This window comes from Paraburkholderia ultramafica (genome assembly GCF_902859915.1).
GTDB lineage: Bacteria > Pseudomonadota > Gammaproteobacteria > Burkholderiales > Burkholderiaceae > Paraburkholderia > Paraburkholderia ultramafica.
Genome location: NZ_CADIKK010000017.1, coordinates 23286 through 38175, shown reverse-complemented (window position 1 = coordinate 38175; position 14890 = coordinate 23286). Strand labels below are relative to the sequence as shown.

The window sequence follows — 14890 nt, the reverse complement described above, 5'->3', positions numbered from 1 at the left end:
AGGATTAGCACGATGTTCACAGGAATCGTCGCGGCAGTGGGCCGCATCGAATCAGTCAAGCCGCTGGGCACGGACGGCGACGCGGGTGTGCGCCTGAACGTCGAAGCCGGCGGCCTGGAGCTCGGCGACGTGCAGCTCGGCGACAGCATCACAATCCAGGGCGCCTGCATGACCGTGGTCGCGAAGACCGCCCATTCGTTCGAAGTCGACGTGTCGCGCGAAAGCCTGAACTGCACGGCGGGCCTCGGCGAGATCGGCGAAGTCAATCTCGAGAAGGCGCTGCGCGCGCACGACCGGCTCGGCGGCCATATCGTTTCCGGCCACGTGGACGGCCTCGGCACGGTCACGCATTTCGCGCCGGTGGGCGAATCGCACGAACTGCGCGTGCTGGCGCCGCGCGAGATCGGCCGCTACCTGGCGTACAAAGGCTCTATCACTGTCAACGGCGTGAGCCTGACCGTCAACTCGGTTAAAGATCGCGACGACGGCTGCGAATTCTCGATCAACCTGATTCCGCACACGGTCGAAGTGACCGCGCTCAAGCGTCTGCGTGAAGGCACGCAGGTGAATCTGGAAATCGATCTGATCGCGCGCTATGTCGAGCGCATGCTGAACGCGCCGAAATAACGGGCCAACGCCGGGCCGCGTGCCCGGCCACGCATGGGCCGGCGGCGGCGCCCTGCCGCTTTGCGCCGGTTCATGCGTCCATCGTTTCAACGAGCATAGCAACGGCGAACGGCTCATCGCCAGTCGGCCAAACGGCCTATGCCATTCGGCGGAGGCGACTTGGACTCGCGCGTGGCGTAAAATACGCGCTTTCCCGATAATCTCGCCAACGCCAACATGACGCTCGCCTCCACCCCAGAGATCATCGCCGAACTGAAAGCCGGCCGGATGGTGATCCTCGTCGACGAAGAAGACCGCGAAAACGAGGGCGACCTCGTGATCGCCGCCGAGTTCGTCACGCCGGAAGCGATCAATTTCATGGCCCGCTACGGCCGTGGTCTGATCTGCCTGACGCTGACGCAGGAACGCTGCAAGCTGCTGAACCTGCCGCTGATGACATACCGCAACGGCACCCAGTACGGAACCGCTTTCACGGTCAGCATCGAAGCGGCCGAAGGCGTGACCACCGGCATTTCGGCGGCCGACCGCGCCCGCACCATCGCCGCGGCGGTCGCGCCGGACGCCAAGTCCGAGCACATCGTGCAGCCGGGCCACATCTTCCCGATCATGGCCCAGCCCGGCGGCGTGCTGGTGCGCGCCGGCCATACCGAGGCGGGTTGCGACTTCACGGCGCTGGCCGGCCTTACGCCGGCCGCGGTGATCTGCGAGGTCATCAAGGACGACGGCACGATGGCGCGCCTGCCGGACCTGCTGGAGTTCGCAAAAGAACACGATCTGAAAATCGGCACGATCGCAGATCTGATCCACTATCGCAGCCGCACCGAGTCGATCGTCGAGCGTATTTGCGAACGCACGATGCACACGGCGCACGGCGCGTTCCGCGCGGTCATGTATCTCGACCAGCCGAGCGGCCAGCCGCATATCGCACTCGTGCGCGGCAAGCCGCACCCGGAGCAGGACACGCCGGTGCGCGTACACGAGCCGCTGTCGGTGCTGGATCTGCTCGAAGTCAGCGAATCCACTCACTCGTGGACGCTGGATGCGGCAATGAAAGAGATCGCCGCACGCGACCTCGGCGTGGTCGTGCTGCTGAACTGCGGCGACTCGAAAGACCATCTGATCGACGTTTTCAAGGCGTTCGACTCGAAGGAAAAAGCGCAGGCGCTCAAACGCCGGCCGGTCGACTTCAAGACATACGGCATCGGCGCGCAGATTCTGCGCGAACTCGGTGTCGGCAAGATGCAGGTGCTGTCGAACCCGCGCAAGCTGGGCAGCATGTCGGGTTACGGTCTCGAAGTCACCGGCTTCGTACCGATGCCGGGCAGCACCGCGCAGGCCCCGCAAGGCTGATCCAACCATTCACGCGCTTAGCGCCCACTCAAATCACTACGGAATTCACATGGAAATCGGACAATACCAACCGAATCTCGACGGCGACGGACTGCGCATCGGCATCGTCCAGGCGCGCTTTAACGAACCCGTCTGCAATGGCCTCGCGGACTCCTGCATCGAAGAACTCGAACGCCTAGGCGTGACCGGTGAAGACGTGCTGCTCGTCACCGTGCCGGGCGCATTGGAAATCCCGCTGGCGCTGCAAAAGCTCGCGGAAAGCGCGCAATTCGACGCACTGATCGCGCTCGGCGCGGTGATTCGCGGCGAAACGTACCACTTCGAACTGGTCTCGAACGAAAGCGGCGCAGGCATCTCGCGTATCGGCCTCGACTTCGGCATTCCGGTTGCGAACGCCGTACTGACCACCGAAAACGACGAACAGGCCGTCGCCCGCATGACCGAGAAGGGTCGTGACGCAGCGCGCGTGGCCGTCGAAATGGCGAACCTCGCCGTCGCGCTCGAACAACTCGGCGGCGACGACGGAGAAGAAGACGAAGAAGAGGAAGAGGCATGAAGAGCGCACGCCGACGCTCCCGCGAACTGGCCACGCAGGGGCTTTACCAGTGGCTGCTGTCGGGTTCGCCCGGCGCTGAGATCGACGCGCAGCTGCGCGGCGCGCAAGGCTTCGACAAGGCCGACCACGAGCATCTGGACGCAATCCTGCACGGCGTGATCCGCGATTCGGAGGCGCTGTCCGCCGATATCGCGCCGTGTCTCGACCGCCCGCTCGACCAGCTCTCGCCGGTCGAACGCGCGGTGCTGCTGGTCGCCGCGTTCGAACTGAAGAATCACGTCGATATCCCCTATCGCGTGGTCATCAACGAAGCGGTTGAGCTTGCCAAGACGTTCGGCGGCGCGGACGGCTACAAGTACGTGAATGGCGTGCTGGACAAGCTGTCGGCGCAACTGCGCGCGACTGAAACGCAGGCGGCTCGCAAGCCCTGAGCGTCTGGCGCATGACTTCGGCAGGGTCCCGGCATGCGCCGCGCCGCACGCGGCAAACCGAACCGCCGGCAAGGACGCGGTCTCGCGCATGAACGATTGCGCAGGCGCCGTCCCGCTTTTGCTTCTGAACTGGATTTGATTGTATGAACTCCGTGACCGAACCTTTGGTGCGGCTTGCTGCGCGCGTCGACGCCATCCAGCCTTTCTACGTGATGGAACTGGCCAAGGAGGCCGCGCTTCTCGAGCGCGACGGACGCGACATCATTCACATGGGAATCGGCGAACCCGATTTCACCGCGCCCGAGCCGGTCATCGAAGCGGCGGCCAGCGCGCTGCGCCGCGGCGTGACGCAATACACCAACGCGCTCGGCGTGCACGCGCTGCGCGAAGCGATTTCGGCGCATTACGCCGAGGTCTACGGTGTCGACGTCGATCCGGCGCGGATCGTCGTCACCGCGGGGGCCTCCGCCGCGTTGCTGCTGGCCTGCGCGGCGCTGGTCGATCGCGACGACGAAGTGCTGATGCCCGATCCGTGCTATCCGTGCAACCGGCACTTCGTGATCGCCGCCGAAGGCAAGCCGGTGATGGTGCCAAGCGGCCCGGCCGAACGTTTCCAGTTGACCGCCGCTGACGTCGAACGCCTGTGGAACGAGCGCACCCGTGGCGTGCTGCTCGCGTCGCCGTCGAACCCGACCGGCACATCGATCGAGCCGGCCGAACTCGAGCGCATCGTCAAGGCCGTGCGGGCGCGCGGCGGATTCACCATCGTCGACGAGATCTACCAGGGCTTGAGCTACGACGCGAAACCCGTGTCGGCGCTCTCGTTCGGCGGCGACGTGATCACCGTCAACAGCTTTTCGAAGTACTTCAACATGACCGGCTGGCGTCTGGGCTGGCTGGTGGTGCCGCCCGGCATGGTCGGCGCCTTTGAAAAGCTCGCCCAGAACCTCTTCATCTGCGCATCGGCGCTTGCCCAGCATGCGGCGCTCGCCTGCTTCGAACCGGAAACAATCGCCGTCTACGAAGCCCGTCGTCTGGAGTTCAAGCGTCGCCGTGACTTCATCGCGCCCGCGCTGGAGTCGCTGGGCTTCTCGGTGCCGGTGATGCCCGACGGCGCGTTCTACGTCTATGCCGATTGCCGCACCGTCGCGCATCAGGCGGCCGGCGACAGTGCGGCGCTCACCAAAGCGATGCTGCACGATGCGGGCGTGGTGCTGGTGCCGGGCATGGACTTCGGCACGCATGCGCCGAAGGAGTACATCCGGTTGTCGTACGCCACCGCCTATCCGAAGCTGGAAGAGGCGGTTGAGCGGTTGGCGAAGTTGTTCGGTCGGCACTGACCGGCATGTTGTGAAGCCGCGGCGCCGAGATCGCCGCCGCGGACGTGCTTGAAGTACGCGTCGAGCGCCACACACCGCGCCCCCGCTTTGCGCGCCCGCCAGGCGCAAAAAAAAGGACACTCGTGAGTGTCCTTTTTTCATAGCGGCCGCTCCTGCATCAGACCGCCGACATGGCGCTGCTCAAGCTCAAGCGCCCAACTCCGAAGCCGACGCCACGTGCTTCGTATTCGAGCTGGCATCGTCCTGCTCGGAAGCAGCCGGCGTCTTCACCGGCGCGCTCAGCACATGACCGCCTTCGAGCGTCACCTGCACACGCTTGCCGCTGCTGGCAGCAGCCGTCGCCGTGTTGGTCGATGCGGTCAGAACAGGTGCCTGCGGGGCGTTGATCGGCACCTTGCGGCCGCGCGCCACGTCGCGCAGACGGCCACGCTCGGCCATCACCTTGGCGCCGTAGCCGCCGTCATCCTGTGAGGTCGAGCCGACGTACAGGCGCAAGCCGCCCGGCAGCGAACCGCCGCGTGCGATACAGTCCTTCAGCACCAGCGCGCCCACCTTGATGTTCGCGAGGGGTTCGAGAGCCGCGCTCTCGCCGCCGAAATACTGGAATTTGTCCGAATGCACTTTGGACATCACCTGCATCAGGCCTTGCGCACCCACGCCGCTCTCGGCGTACGGGTTGAAGCCCGATTCGATCGCCATCACGGACAGCAGCAGAAGCGGATCGAGACCGACTTCGCGGCCGGTGTCGAACGCGGCCTTCACGAGCTCGCCGACGGGCTCCTGAGCGACGCGATAACGCCGCGCCAGGTACGACGCGACCATATCCTGCTCACGGCTCGATACCAGCACGCGGTCGTCGCGTGCGTCGGGCGACACGCGCTGCGCCGGAATCAGGCGCGCCAACGCGCTGACGCTCTGCATGGTGCGCGGGTCGAGCCCGTTCAGCGCGGCGACGCCCATCCCGGCCGAGCCGGGGCCGTCGAAAGCGCCGTCGAAGCTGGTGTTGGTCGCGGTGAGGCTGGTGTTGCCGCTATTCGAACCGCTCGCGGGGTCGGTGCTGTTCGGCGAGTTGGACGACAGCGACTCGTCGGAGGGCGCGCCAACGTTGCCAGGCGGCCCGAAAGACGGCAGCGGGTTGCCCTGCAGCAGACGGGCGGGGCCCGCTTGCACGGCGGCGGAAATTACCGGCATCAAGCGCGCGGCAAGGGTGCCGCGCCAGGCCGGCATCAGCCACAGTGCGACTGCCAGCACGACAGCGATACCGCCGACGATGCTGAACAGGTGATGACTCATTCGCGTCCCGCGACGCAGCACACCACGCACAACTTGCGCGATACGCTCATCGGGACGCCACGATAACCAGGCGTTCATTCAGATCTCCCATGTTGCATGATCCGCGAACCCCGCCAGATGAAGATGGCGGCACCACACGCTCGCAGAATCAAGACATCGCGCGCTCTGTCTGGTTAGGGCAGCAGCGACGTCGGGAAAACGGCAAAAACCGTTTGTGGGAAGCCATCTTGAAAAAATGGCCCGCGCCATGCCAAAAAAGCATGCGGGCGGTGGCTCCCACGCGAAAAACCAGCGTCCGTCGGCGCTGGCAAGAACTTCAATAAACCGTCAAATACCGTGCAGGGGATCGGTAAGCGGTGACGCGTTGCGTCTGATGGGACCGGGGGCAGTGGTAAAAAGGTTCACGCCCTGCAACCAATGTGGACGGATTCTATGCACGGTTTTATAGATCGTCAACACTATAGAGTCGCAAAAATATAACTATTTGTAATAATGAACACTGTTCAGTCCGCCAGGAACCGCGCGCCACGCGCCTTTTGAGCGGTCTGAACTCATCCGTTCCGGCTAAGCCGTTTGGTCAATCTACGTGCGCTAGCCAACGCAGGTAAAATCGACAATTGTTCTGGCGCCGTGCAGCCTGCCGCGCCCTTCTCTTTCGCCGCTGACGCGGCACTGAACCGCACCAGATGAAATACAAAGACCTGCGCGATTTTGTCAGTCGTCTCGAGGCGATCGGTGAATTGCGCCGTATCTCGCAGAACGTCTCGCCAAACCTGGAAATGACCGAGCTGTGCGACCGCGTGCTGCGTGCCGGCGGTCCCGCATTGTTGTTCGAGAGCAAGCAACAGCATGCGTTCCCGGTTCTCGGCAACCTGTTCGGCACGCCGCGCCGTGTCGCGCTCGGCATGGGTGTCGACGCGCAAGCCGGTGAAGGCGATGGCGCGGCGCTGGAGTCGCTGCGCGACGTCGGTCGCCTGCTCTCCGCGTTGAAGGAGCCGGAGCCGCCGAAGGGGCTCAAGGACGCGGGCAAGCTGTTTTCGCTGGCCAAGGCGGTGTGGGACATGGTGCCCAAGACGGTAAGCGCGCCGCCCTGCCAGGAAATCGTCTGGGAAGGCAACGACGTCGACCTCGCCAAGCTGCCGATCCAGACCTGCTGGCCGGGCGATGCCGGCCCGCTGATCACATGGGGTCTGACCGTCACAAAAGGCCCGAACAAGAGCCGACAAAACTTAGGCATATATCGCCAGCAACTGATCGGCCGTAACAAACTGATCATGCGCTGGCTTGCGCATCGCGGCGGCGCACTCGACTTCCGCGAATTCGCGCTGCAGAACCCCGGCAAGCCGTATCCGGTGGCCGTCGTGCTGGGCGCCGATCCGGCGACGATCCTCGGCGCGGTCACGCCGGTGCCCGACACGCTGTCCGAATACCAGTTCGCCGGACTGCTGCGCGGCGCGCGCACCGAACTCGCGAAGTGCGTCACGCCGGGCGTCGACGGCCTGCAGGTGCCCGCGCGTGCCGAGATGGTGCTCGAAGGCTTCATCTATCCGCAGGAAGGCACGCCCTCGCCCGCCCCCGCAGGCGCGCCGCCGCGTCCGGCCAAGGGCGCGGCGGCGGCGTATGAACATGCGCTCGAAGGGCCGTACGGCGACCACACCGGCTACTACAACGAGCAGGAGTGGTTCCCGGTCTTCACGGTCGAGCGCATCACGATGCGGCGCGACGCGATCTACCACTCCACCTACACCGGCAAACCGCCCGACGAGCCGGCTGTGCTCGGCGTCGCGCTCAATGAAGTGTTCGTGCCGCTGCTGCAGAAGCAGTTCACCGAAATCACCGACTTCTATCTGCCGCCCGAAGGCTGCAGCTACCGCATGGCCATCGTGCAGATGAAGAAGAGCTACCCCGGCCACGCCAAACGCGTGATGTTCGGCGTGTGGAGCTTCCTGCGGCAGTTCATGTATACGAAGTTCATCGTCGTGGTCGACGAGGACGTCAATATCCGCGACTGGAAGGAAGTGATCTGGGCGATCACCACGCGCATCGATCCGGCCCGCGACACGGTGCTGGTGGATCGCACGCCGATCGACTATCTGGATTTCGCGTCGCCCGTGGCGGGCCTCGGCTCGAAGATGGGACTCGACGCGACCAACAAGTGGCCTGGCGAAACCGATCGCGAATGGGGCCACCCGATCGTGATGGACGACGCGGTGAAACAGCGCGTCGATAGCTTGTGGAACGAGTTGGGCCTGTGAGGCGAGCCGTACGACAAGACCAACAACAAAGTAGATGGAGCAGTTGCACGGATGCACGCCTTTTCAATGATGTCGGACGGATTTTTTCTGTCGTTGTCGTTGTGCCTGGATATCGGTCTCGTGAACGTCGCGATAATTTCGCTGACGCTGTCGCACGGTTTCAAGCCGGGGTTCTGGCTCGGCCTGGGTTCGTGCGTCGGCGATCTGATTTACGCGGCGCTCGCGCTAGCGGGCATGGCCGCGCTGCTGCAGTTCGAATCGGTGCGCTGGGTGGCATGGATCGGCGGTGCGGCGATCCTGCTGTTCCTCACGTGGAAAATGGCGCGTGAAGCGATGTTCCCGGCGTCGGCGCCGGCGTTGGCCGGCGAAGGCGACGCCAATGCGCCGCACCTGTCGCCGTGGCGCGGCTTTTTGCGCGGCGTGCTGCTGGCCGTGTCGTCGCCGTCGGCGATTCTGTGGTTCGCGGCGGTCGGCGGCGCGCTGATCGCGAAAGCAGGCGCCACGAGCCCGAAGACCGCGCTGGTGTTCCTCGGCGGCTTCTTTCTCGGCGGTCTGTGCTGGACGATCTTTATCTGCGGACTCGGCAGCCACGGCCGCAAGCGCGCAGGCGCCGGTCTGCTGCGTGCCTGCCACGTGCTGTCCGCGCTGCTGTTCGCTTACTTCTCGTACAGCGTGATCGTCAACGGGTATCACGATCTGATCGTGCAAACCGCGCCCGTCGCGAGCTGACGAAAAAACGGCTCGCGTTGGCGAGCCGTTTTCTCCAACCAGATTCGAGCCGATCGATCAGGCCAGATACTCCGCAAGCTTCGCCAGATCGACATTGCCGCCGCTCACCACCACGCCGACGCGCTTGCCCCTCACCGGCACGATGCCTTTGAGCACCGCGGCCGCCGCGAGGCAGCCCGTCGGCTCGACGACCATCTTCATGCGCTGCGCGAAAAAGCGCATCGTCCCGATCAGCTGCTCGTCGCTGACGGTTTCGATGCGCGCCACGCGCTCGCGGATAATCGCGAACGTGTAGTCGCCGAGATGCGTGGAGGCGGCGCCGTCGGCGATCGTGCGCGGCGTGTCGATATGCACGATCTCGCCGCGTGCGAGCGATTGCTGGCCATCGTTGCCCGCTTCCGGCTCCACGCCGATCACCGTGCACGCCGGGCTCAATTGCGCCGCTGACAAAGCGCTGCCGCCGAGCAATCCGCCGCCGCCCAAGCACACGAACAGCATGTCGAGCGGGCCGGTTTCGTCGAGCAACTCTTTCACGGCGGTGCCCTGCCCGGCGATCACATGCGGATGGTCATACGGTGGAATCAGCGTCATACCGCGCTCTTCGGCGAGCCGCCGGCCGATCTCTTCGCGGTTCTCCGCATAGCGGTCGTAGGTGATCACTTCGCCGCCATAGCCCTTGGTCGCCGCAACTTTGGCCGCAGGGGCGTCGCGCGGCATGATGATCGTCGCGTGGATGCCGGCGAGACGCGCCGACAGCGCAATGGCCTGCGCATGATTGCCCGACGAATACGTCAGCACTCCCGCTTTGCGTTGTTCAGCATCGAAGTGCGATATCGCGTTATAGGCGCCGCGAAACTTGAACGCGCCCATGCGCTGAAAATTTTCACATTTGAAGAACACCGACGCGCCCGTGTGTTCATCGAACGTGCTCGACGTCAGGACGGGGGTGCGATGGGCGACGCCTTCAAGACGCGCGGCGGCGTCGAGTACGTCGTCGAAAGTGGGAGCGGGAAGCGCTTGCATCGGCGAAACTCTCCAGAGCGTTGGCGAAACAGCCATTTTCCCAGTTTCGCGAATGCTTTGGAACGTCGGCCTTGCCGGCACGGGAACAGAAATGCAAAAACGGCGCAACCCGGCGCTCAAGCCGGCGTTACGCCGTCGACATAGTTAGGGATTGCCTGCCGCACTTAGTAGCGATAGTAACCGTGGCGGTAACCGCGGTAGTAGCCGTGGTGATAGTAAGGACGGCCATAACCGCCGTAGTAACCACCCACCACCACAGCAGGCGGCGGTGCATAGTAGACCGGCGGCGCATAGACCGGCGGCGGCGGTGCATAGTAGACCGGCGGCGGTGCTGCGTACACCGGATAAGCCGGCGCAATCGGAACCCCAATACCGATACCAACGGAAACGTGCGCCTGAGCGGCACCGGCGAGTCCCAGGCCGAGTGCTGTGGCAACCACGAACGGAACGATCTTTTTCACTTTTGTTCTCCTAGCGCGGCCTACCTAGGTCGCCGACTTCGCATGCCCTGCATGCTACTGCACCAATGTATCGAAAAAGACCGCGCGCATTTGTTCGCATTTGTTGCAAATTGCAATTCCCGGCAATCGCCCGTCATTCGCGTGAGCGCGGCAGGCTCTGGGGCGGCATCCTGGGGGGCTGAAGATCAAGGGTTTGAGCGGACTTCAACGGATGTGAATAGGCCATTCTGTGGAACCCGCGCTTTCCATGTTCGCATTTCAGTAATTTTTGATTACACATTAGCTTCAATCCTGACAGCGTGAATGGGTCGCCCAATAAAAAATGCCCGGCGAATTGCGCCGGGCATTTCTCACCAGTGAAGCCGCCAGTTCAGCCGACCTTCACATACGCAAATTCGCGGGACACACTGGGCGGGACGTAGGCGCCGCTGATATGCACACGCGGCTTCAGGCGCTTTTTCTGATCCCACCAGCGACGGCGCTGTGCATGTGTCAGGAACCGCAAGTGCTTTCGGTAAGAAAAAATACTCATCGTGAACCTCCCGAATCTGACTGCGAAACGAAGTACCCAGAAACAGCCACTGCCAAACCGGCGCATCAAGAATTGCGAGCAGTTTTCAAACTTGCGGGCGGCGCGCGGCCGGATGACCGGCTGCAGACACCATATTGCGCGCCATCTGATCAGACGAAAGCCGGTGCCGGATCGCGCTGCTGACAACCGAATGCGCGATACTTCTGCTTTCCGTTCAAATGTTCCGTCTGGAGCAGGCAACCATGTCCCAGTCCCATCTGCCGCGCCTCGGTTTTATCGGTGCGGGCCGGCTCGCGCGTTGTCTCGCGCTGAGCTTTTCACGCGCCGGCTATCCGGTCACGGCGGTGGCGAGCCGCTCGGCGGCCTCGGCCGGCCGGCTTGCCAGTCAAATCGAGCATTGCGCGGCATCCACCGATCCACAACAGGTGGTCGACGCCGCCGATATCGTGTTTTTAGCCGTTCCCGACGACAGCATCGGTACGTCAGCGCACACACTGCGGTTCGGCCCCGACGCCGCCAGCCGGCACGGCAAGGCGCTGGTGCACTGTAGCGGCGCGTCGCCGGTCGAATTGCTGGCGCCGGCGCGCGACCAGGGCGCGTCGATCGGCGGATTTCATCCACTGTACCTCTTTAGCGGGGATCTCGCCGACCTCGAACGGATCGCCGGCTGCTCGGTGACGATCGAGGCCGACGGCGCGCTGAAGGACACCCTGACGGCGCTGGCTATCGCGCTGCGCTGCCATCCGCTGTCAATTCCGGCGGGCGGCCGCATGCTGTATCACGCCGCCGCGCACTATGCGGCCAGCTTCGCGCTATGCAGCCTCGCCGAATGCGTCGCGCTGTGGCGCACCTTGGGTTTTGCCGAGGACGACGCGCTGCGCGCGTTGCTGCCGATGCTCGCCGGCACTATCGAAACCGCCCGCGACAAGGGTTTGCCCAACGCGCTCGCCGGTCCCGTGTCGCGTGGCGACACGGGGGTCGTCGAAAAGCAGTTGGCGCTGCTGGAAGGCCTCGGCGGCGACCACGCCGCGCTGTACGGTTTGCTGTCGCGGCGCGCGGTCGGACTCGCCGAACGCCGCGCGACACCGCCCGCCGCGATTGAAGCCATCTCCGAAGCCGTGGAAGAATCGCTCAATCGGTCGCTGAATCAGGCCGCGGCAGGTGCAAGCGTGAAGTAAGGCGTGATAATGTGACGTCCGGCGCCGCGTGCAATCCGCCAGCGCCGCGCTTCGGGATCAACAGACGAGAACGCACAATGATCAAGGTCAGCATCCTCTATCCGTACCGGGAAAACGGTCACTTCGACGTGGACTATTACTGCGTCACGCACATGCCGCTGGCGGCGAAGCTGTTCGGGCCGTCGCTGAAGGGCTGGTCGGTCGACGTCGGCATCAACGCGGGGCCGCCCGGAACGCCGCCGCCGTACGTGGCAGCGGGGCACTTCCTGTTCGATAGCGCGGACGAGTTCTATAAAGTCTTCAAGCCGGCCGCCGGACAACTAACGGCCGACATCCCCAATTACACCGACGGCGGCAACGGCACGATTCTGATCAGCGAGATCAAGATTTCCATGTGATGCCCGCGGACGGAAGCGAAACGGCGGCGTGCAATTCAGCTAGCCGTTCAATCCGGATCGAAAGCCGCGTCACCGAATCACCGCGCGAAAGGCGCATGCTGTTCCAACCAACCGCCGGCGCACCGATCGGTCCACGCCGGCACCCCGCGGCCGATCGGCGGCCGTCATCCGAAGCATAAGGACACGAGATGTTTGGCGATATCGCCCGTTTTCTGCTCAATACCGTCTTCACGCTGTTCGGCGCGGCGTTGTTGCTGCGCGCCTGGCTGCAGGTCGTGCGCATGCCGGCCTACAACCCGGTGACCAACGCCGTGCTGCAAGCCACCAACTGGATCGTGCTGCCGCTGCGGCGCATCTTGCCGAGTACGCGCAGCATCGATTGGGCGAGCCTTGTCGCGGCGCTGCTCGCGGCGATCGTGTATGTGGTGCTGATGGTGGTCCTCACCGGCGCCGATCCGCTCACGCTCGTGCCGACGCTGCTGATCGTCGCCGTGCTGACCGTCGTCAAGTGGGCGCTGAATCTGATCATCTGGATGACGATCCTGATGGCGCTGCTGTCATGGCTCAATCCGCGCTCGCCGGCCATGCCGATTCTGTATCAGCTGACCGCGCCGTTTCTGAATCCGCTGCGCCGCGTGATGCCGCAGCTCGGCGGGATCGACCTTTCGCCGATTCTGCTGTTCGTGATCGTGCAGGTGCTGCTGATGGTGGTGACACGCGCAGCCGTTCAGCTGACCTACTTCGTGATCTGACGACGCGCGATGCGTCCGTGGGAAAGAGGTGGCTGCGTGATTTGTGCAGCCCACCCTTTCCCGAGTAAAACCATGCGCCGCCGAATTGTTCGCCAATTTGAAGATGAAGAAAATCGAGCGGGCGTAAAGGCTGCTTCCCGAAATCGCCGGGGTCGACACACTTTCACGCCGCTTGCCACCGCCTGCACTCCCCAAAGTGCCGAAACCCCTGTAAGATAGTGCGTTCTGCGGGCGTCGTATAATGGTAATACCCTAGCTTCCCAAGCTAGAGCCGTGGGTTCGATTCCCATCGCCCGCTCCAGATACTTTCAAGTCGGCTCCGCCGCGAAAGAATCTGCATCTGCAGCACTTCTGTCCGCCTCCCCGAGAAAGCATTGCTTAACGAATCGCTTCCCACAACGAGCGAGCCGAGTCAGCATTGCGATGCTCGCCAAGAATAGAGCGATTGCCGCCACAATATTCTTCGACCGCGTTGCCGATGAACCTCACAGATTCAACTCACATTGTGACGGCAATAACCTGTAAAGCTCGTGTGCGGAAGACTTCGAATTGCGCAAATCCACTATCCCGCTAGATTCCTGCACCATCAATCACAGTAAATCATTGAATTGAGTGCGCACCACGCCTTAAATCGGCATCGCCTAAACGACGCGCAGTCTGCGAAGGTGTCGCAGCGGCGGCCAGATCACTTTCAACCCAGCCTTCTTCGCCGCGGCAACGATAATTGTGTACATACTCGCCCACCGCGAAATTCGCGCAGATAATCTGCCGCGAAAGAATAGATTTCAAAACGATAAAATCGCACGGCCGCCGATTCCGGTTATCAGAGCGCATTATGAGTGACCACCTCCATATTCATCACCCGCACCCTCCTTCTGGACGCACCCTTTTCGGTTGTGCTACCTTACGCGCACTTGCAACGCCCGCTCCACCTTGCCGCTGAGCCTTCAGCGGAATCCAGCACGAGCCGCCTCCCTGAAGGCGGCTTTTTTGTAGTGGCAACGGCCCGGCGTAGCGAGTCGCAAACACTGCGCCTGCAAACCGCGCGCACTTCGCGGCGCCTGCCGCGCGAACGCGGACAGGCACGTTGCAGTACGCCGCGCAAGCCGCGAAGCCCTCACCCTTGTAGCATCGACGATGATCCACGATCCAAACGACACCGGCCTGCCGGACGAACTCCCGACGCCCTCCAGCGCAGCCGCAGGCCATCCCGCCGGCGACGACGCGCCGCAAGCAGAAGCGCCGCACCGGCGCCGCATCCGCAGCTTTGTCACGCGCGCCGGCCGCGTGTCGACCGGTCAACGCCGCGCAATGGACGAACTCGGCCCGCGCTTCGTGGTGCCCTTCACGCCGCAGCAACCGGACTGGCACAGCGTGTTCGGCCGGGCCGCACCGCGCGTGCTGGAAATCGGTTTCGGGATGGGCGCGACCACCGCGGAAATCGCCTCGCACCGTCCCGACGACGATTTTCTCGGCGTCGAAGTGCACGAACCGGGCGTCGGCGCGCTGCTGAAGCTGATGGGCGAGCAGTCACTGTCGAACATCCGCATCATTCAGCACGACGCGGTCGAAGTGCTCGAACAGATGATCGCGCCCGACAGCCTCGACGGCGTGCACATCTTCTTTCCAGACCCGTGGCACAAGGCACGCCACCACAAGCGCCGGCTGATCCAGCCGAAGTTCGTCGCGCTGCTGGTTTCGCGCCTGAAGCCGGGCGCCTATCTGCATTGCGCGACCGACTGGCAGAACTACGCCGAACAGATGCTCGAAGTGCTGGGCGCCGAGCCTGCGCTGGAGAACACCGCTGACGGCTACGCGCCACGCCCGGAGTATCGCCCGGTGACGAAGTTCGAGCGCCGTGGACTGCGGCTCGGGCACGGCGTGTGGGATCTCGTGTTCCGCAAACGCGGCACGGCATAAGACCGCGCGCCGGCCGTTCACCCGCCGATAGCAAAAAGGTCCGCA

General features: G+C 63.7%; 14 protein-coding genes and 1 tRNA gene. 12 read left to right on the top strand and 3 right to left on the bottom strand.

Features of this window, described 5'->3' with window-relative positions; genetic code table 11:
- Positions 1-12: 12 nt before the first annotated feature.
- The 5 genes from HV744_RS18870 (at position 13) to HV744_RS18850 (ending at position 4304) form a co-directional block, all read left to right on the top strand.
- A complete protein-coding gene (locus HV744_RS18870; protein WP_175150981.1) occupies positions 13-627 on the top strand; it encodes a riboflavin synthase in 615 nt (204 codons plus the stop codon).
- Between the two features lie 216 nt (positions 628-843).
- Complete coding sequence (gene ribBA, locus HV744_RS18865; protein WP_175150980.1) at positions 844-1977, top strand: bifunctional 3,4-dihydroxy-2-butanone-4-phosphate synthase/GTP cyclohydrolase II; 1134 nt, start codon at positions 844-846, stop codon at positions 1975-1977.
- A 49-nt stretch (positions 1978-2026) separates the two neighbouring features.
- A complete protein-coding gene (gene ribH, locus HV744_RS18860; protein ID WP_175150979.1) occupies positions 2027-2533 on the top strand; it encodes a 6,7-dimethyl-8-ribityllumazine synthase in 507 nt (168 codons plus the stop codon).
- The gene (gene nusB, locus HV744_RS18855; protein WP_175150978.1) at positions 2530-2964 is read left to right on the top strand and encodes a transcription antitermination factor NusB; all 435 of its coding nucleotides are present in this window, start codon (positions 2530-2532) and stop codon (positions 2962-2964) included. Before ribH ends, nusB begins: the two co-directional genes overlap by 4 nt.
- Positions 2965-3107: 143 nt before the next feature.
- The gene (locus HV744_RS18850; RefSeq protein WP_175150977.1) at positions 3108-4304 is read left to right on the top strand and encodes a pyridoxal phosphate-dependent aminotransferase; all 1197 of its coding nucleotides are present in this window, start codon (positions 3108-3110) and stop codon (positions 4302-4304) included.
- 186 nt (positions 4305-4490) lie between these two features.
- On the opposite strand, the gene HV744_RS18845 is transcribed toward HV744_RS18850, so the two are convergent.
- A complete protein-coding gene (locus HV744_RS18845) occupies positions 4491-5675 on the bottom strand; it encodes a lytic transglycosylase domain-containing protein (protein ID WP_175150976.1) in 1185 nt (394 codons plus the stop codon).
- A gap of 608 nt (positions 5676-6283) precedes the next feature.
- Here HV744_RS18845 and HV744_RS18840 point away from each other — a divergent pair.
- Positions 6284-7852 carry a UbiD family decarboxylase gene (locus HV744_RS18840; protein ID WP_175150975.1) on the top strand — a complete coding sequence of 523 codons (1569 nt, stop codon included), beginning with the start codon at positions 6284-6286 and terminating at the stop codon, positions 7850-7852.
- A gap of 51 nt (positions 7853-7903) precedes the next feature.
- Positions 7904-8581 (top strand): LysE family translocator, encoded by a 678-nt coding sequence (locus HV744_RS18835; protein WP_175150974.1) that lies wholly within the window; start codon positions 7904-7906, stop codon positions 8579-8581.
- A 57-nt stretch (positions 8582-8638) separates the two neighbouring features.
- On the opposite strand, the gene HV744_RS18830 is transcribed toward HV744_RS18835, so the two are convergent.
- Together HV744_RS18830 and HV744_RS18825 are read right to left on the bottom strand one after the other, a co-directional pair.
- Positions 8639-9604 carry a threo-3-hydroxy-L-aspartate ammonia-lyase gene (locus HV744_RS18830; protein WP_175150973.1) on the bottom strand — a complete coding sequence of 322 codons (966 nt, stop codon included), beginning with the start codon at positions 9602-9604 and terminating at the stop codon, positions 8639-8641.
- Between the two features lie 164 nt (positions 9605-9768).
- The gene (locus tag HV744_RS18825) at positions 9769-10065 is read right to left on the bottom strand and encodes a hypothetical protein (protein ID WP_175150972.1); all 297 of its coding nucleotides are present in this window, start codon (positions 10063-10065) and stop codon (positions 9769-9771) included.
- A gap of 774 nt (positions 10066-10839) precedes the next feature.
- On the opposite strand from HV744_RS18825, the gene HV744_RS18820 reads away from it, so the two are divergent.
- The 5 genes from HV744_RS18820 to trmB all read left to right on the top strand — a co-directional run bounded on the left by HV744_RS18820 (position 10840) and on the right by trmB (position 14845).
- Complete coding sequence (locus HV744_RS18820) at positions 10840-11775, top strand: Rossmann-like and DUF2520 domain-containing protein (protein WP_175150971.1); 936 nt, start codon at positions 10840-10842, stop codon at positions 11773-11775.
- Between the two features lie 77 nt (positions 11776-11852).
- Positions 11853-12173, top strand: coding sequence for an EthD family reductase (locus HV744_RS18815; RefSeq protein WP_175150970.1), 321 nt, complete (start codon positions 11853-11855; stop codon positions 12171-12173).
- Between the two features lie 188 nt (positions 12174-12361).
- Positions 12362-12925: a YggT family protein gene (locus HV744_RS18810; protein ID WP_175150969.1), complete on the top strand. Its 564-nt coding sequence runs from the start codon at positions 12362-12364 to the stop codon at positions 12923-12925.
- 227 nt (positions 12926-13152) lie between these two features.
- A tRNA-Gly gene (locus tag HV744_RS18805) sits at positions 13153-13226 on the top strand.
- 836 nt (positions 13227-14062) lie between these two features.
- Positions 14063-14845, top strand: coding sequence for a tRNA (guanosine(46)-N7)-methyltransferase TrmB (trmB, locus tag HV744_RS18800; RefSeq protein ID WP_175150968.1), 783 nt, complete (start codon positions 14063-14065; stop codon positions 14843-14845).
- The last annotated feature ends 45 nt before the right edge of the window (positions 14846-14890 follow it).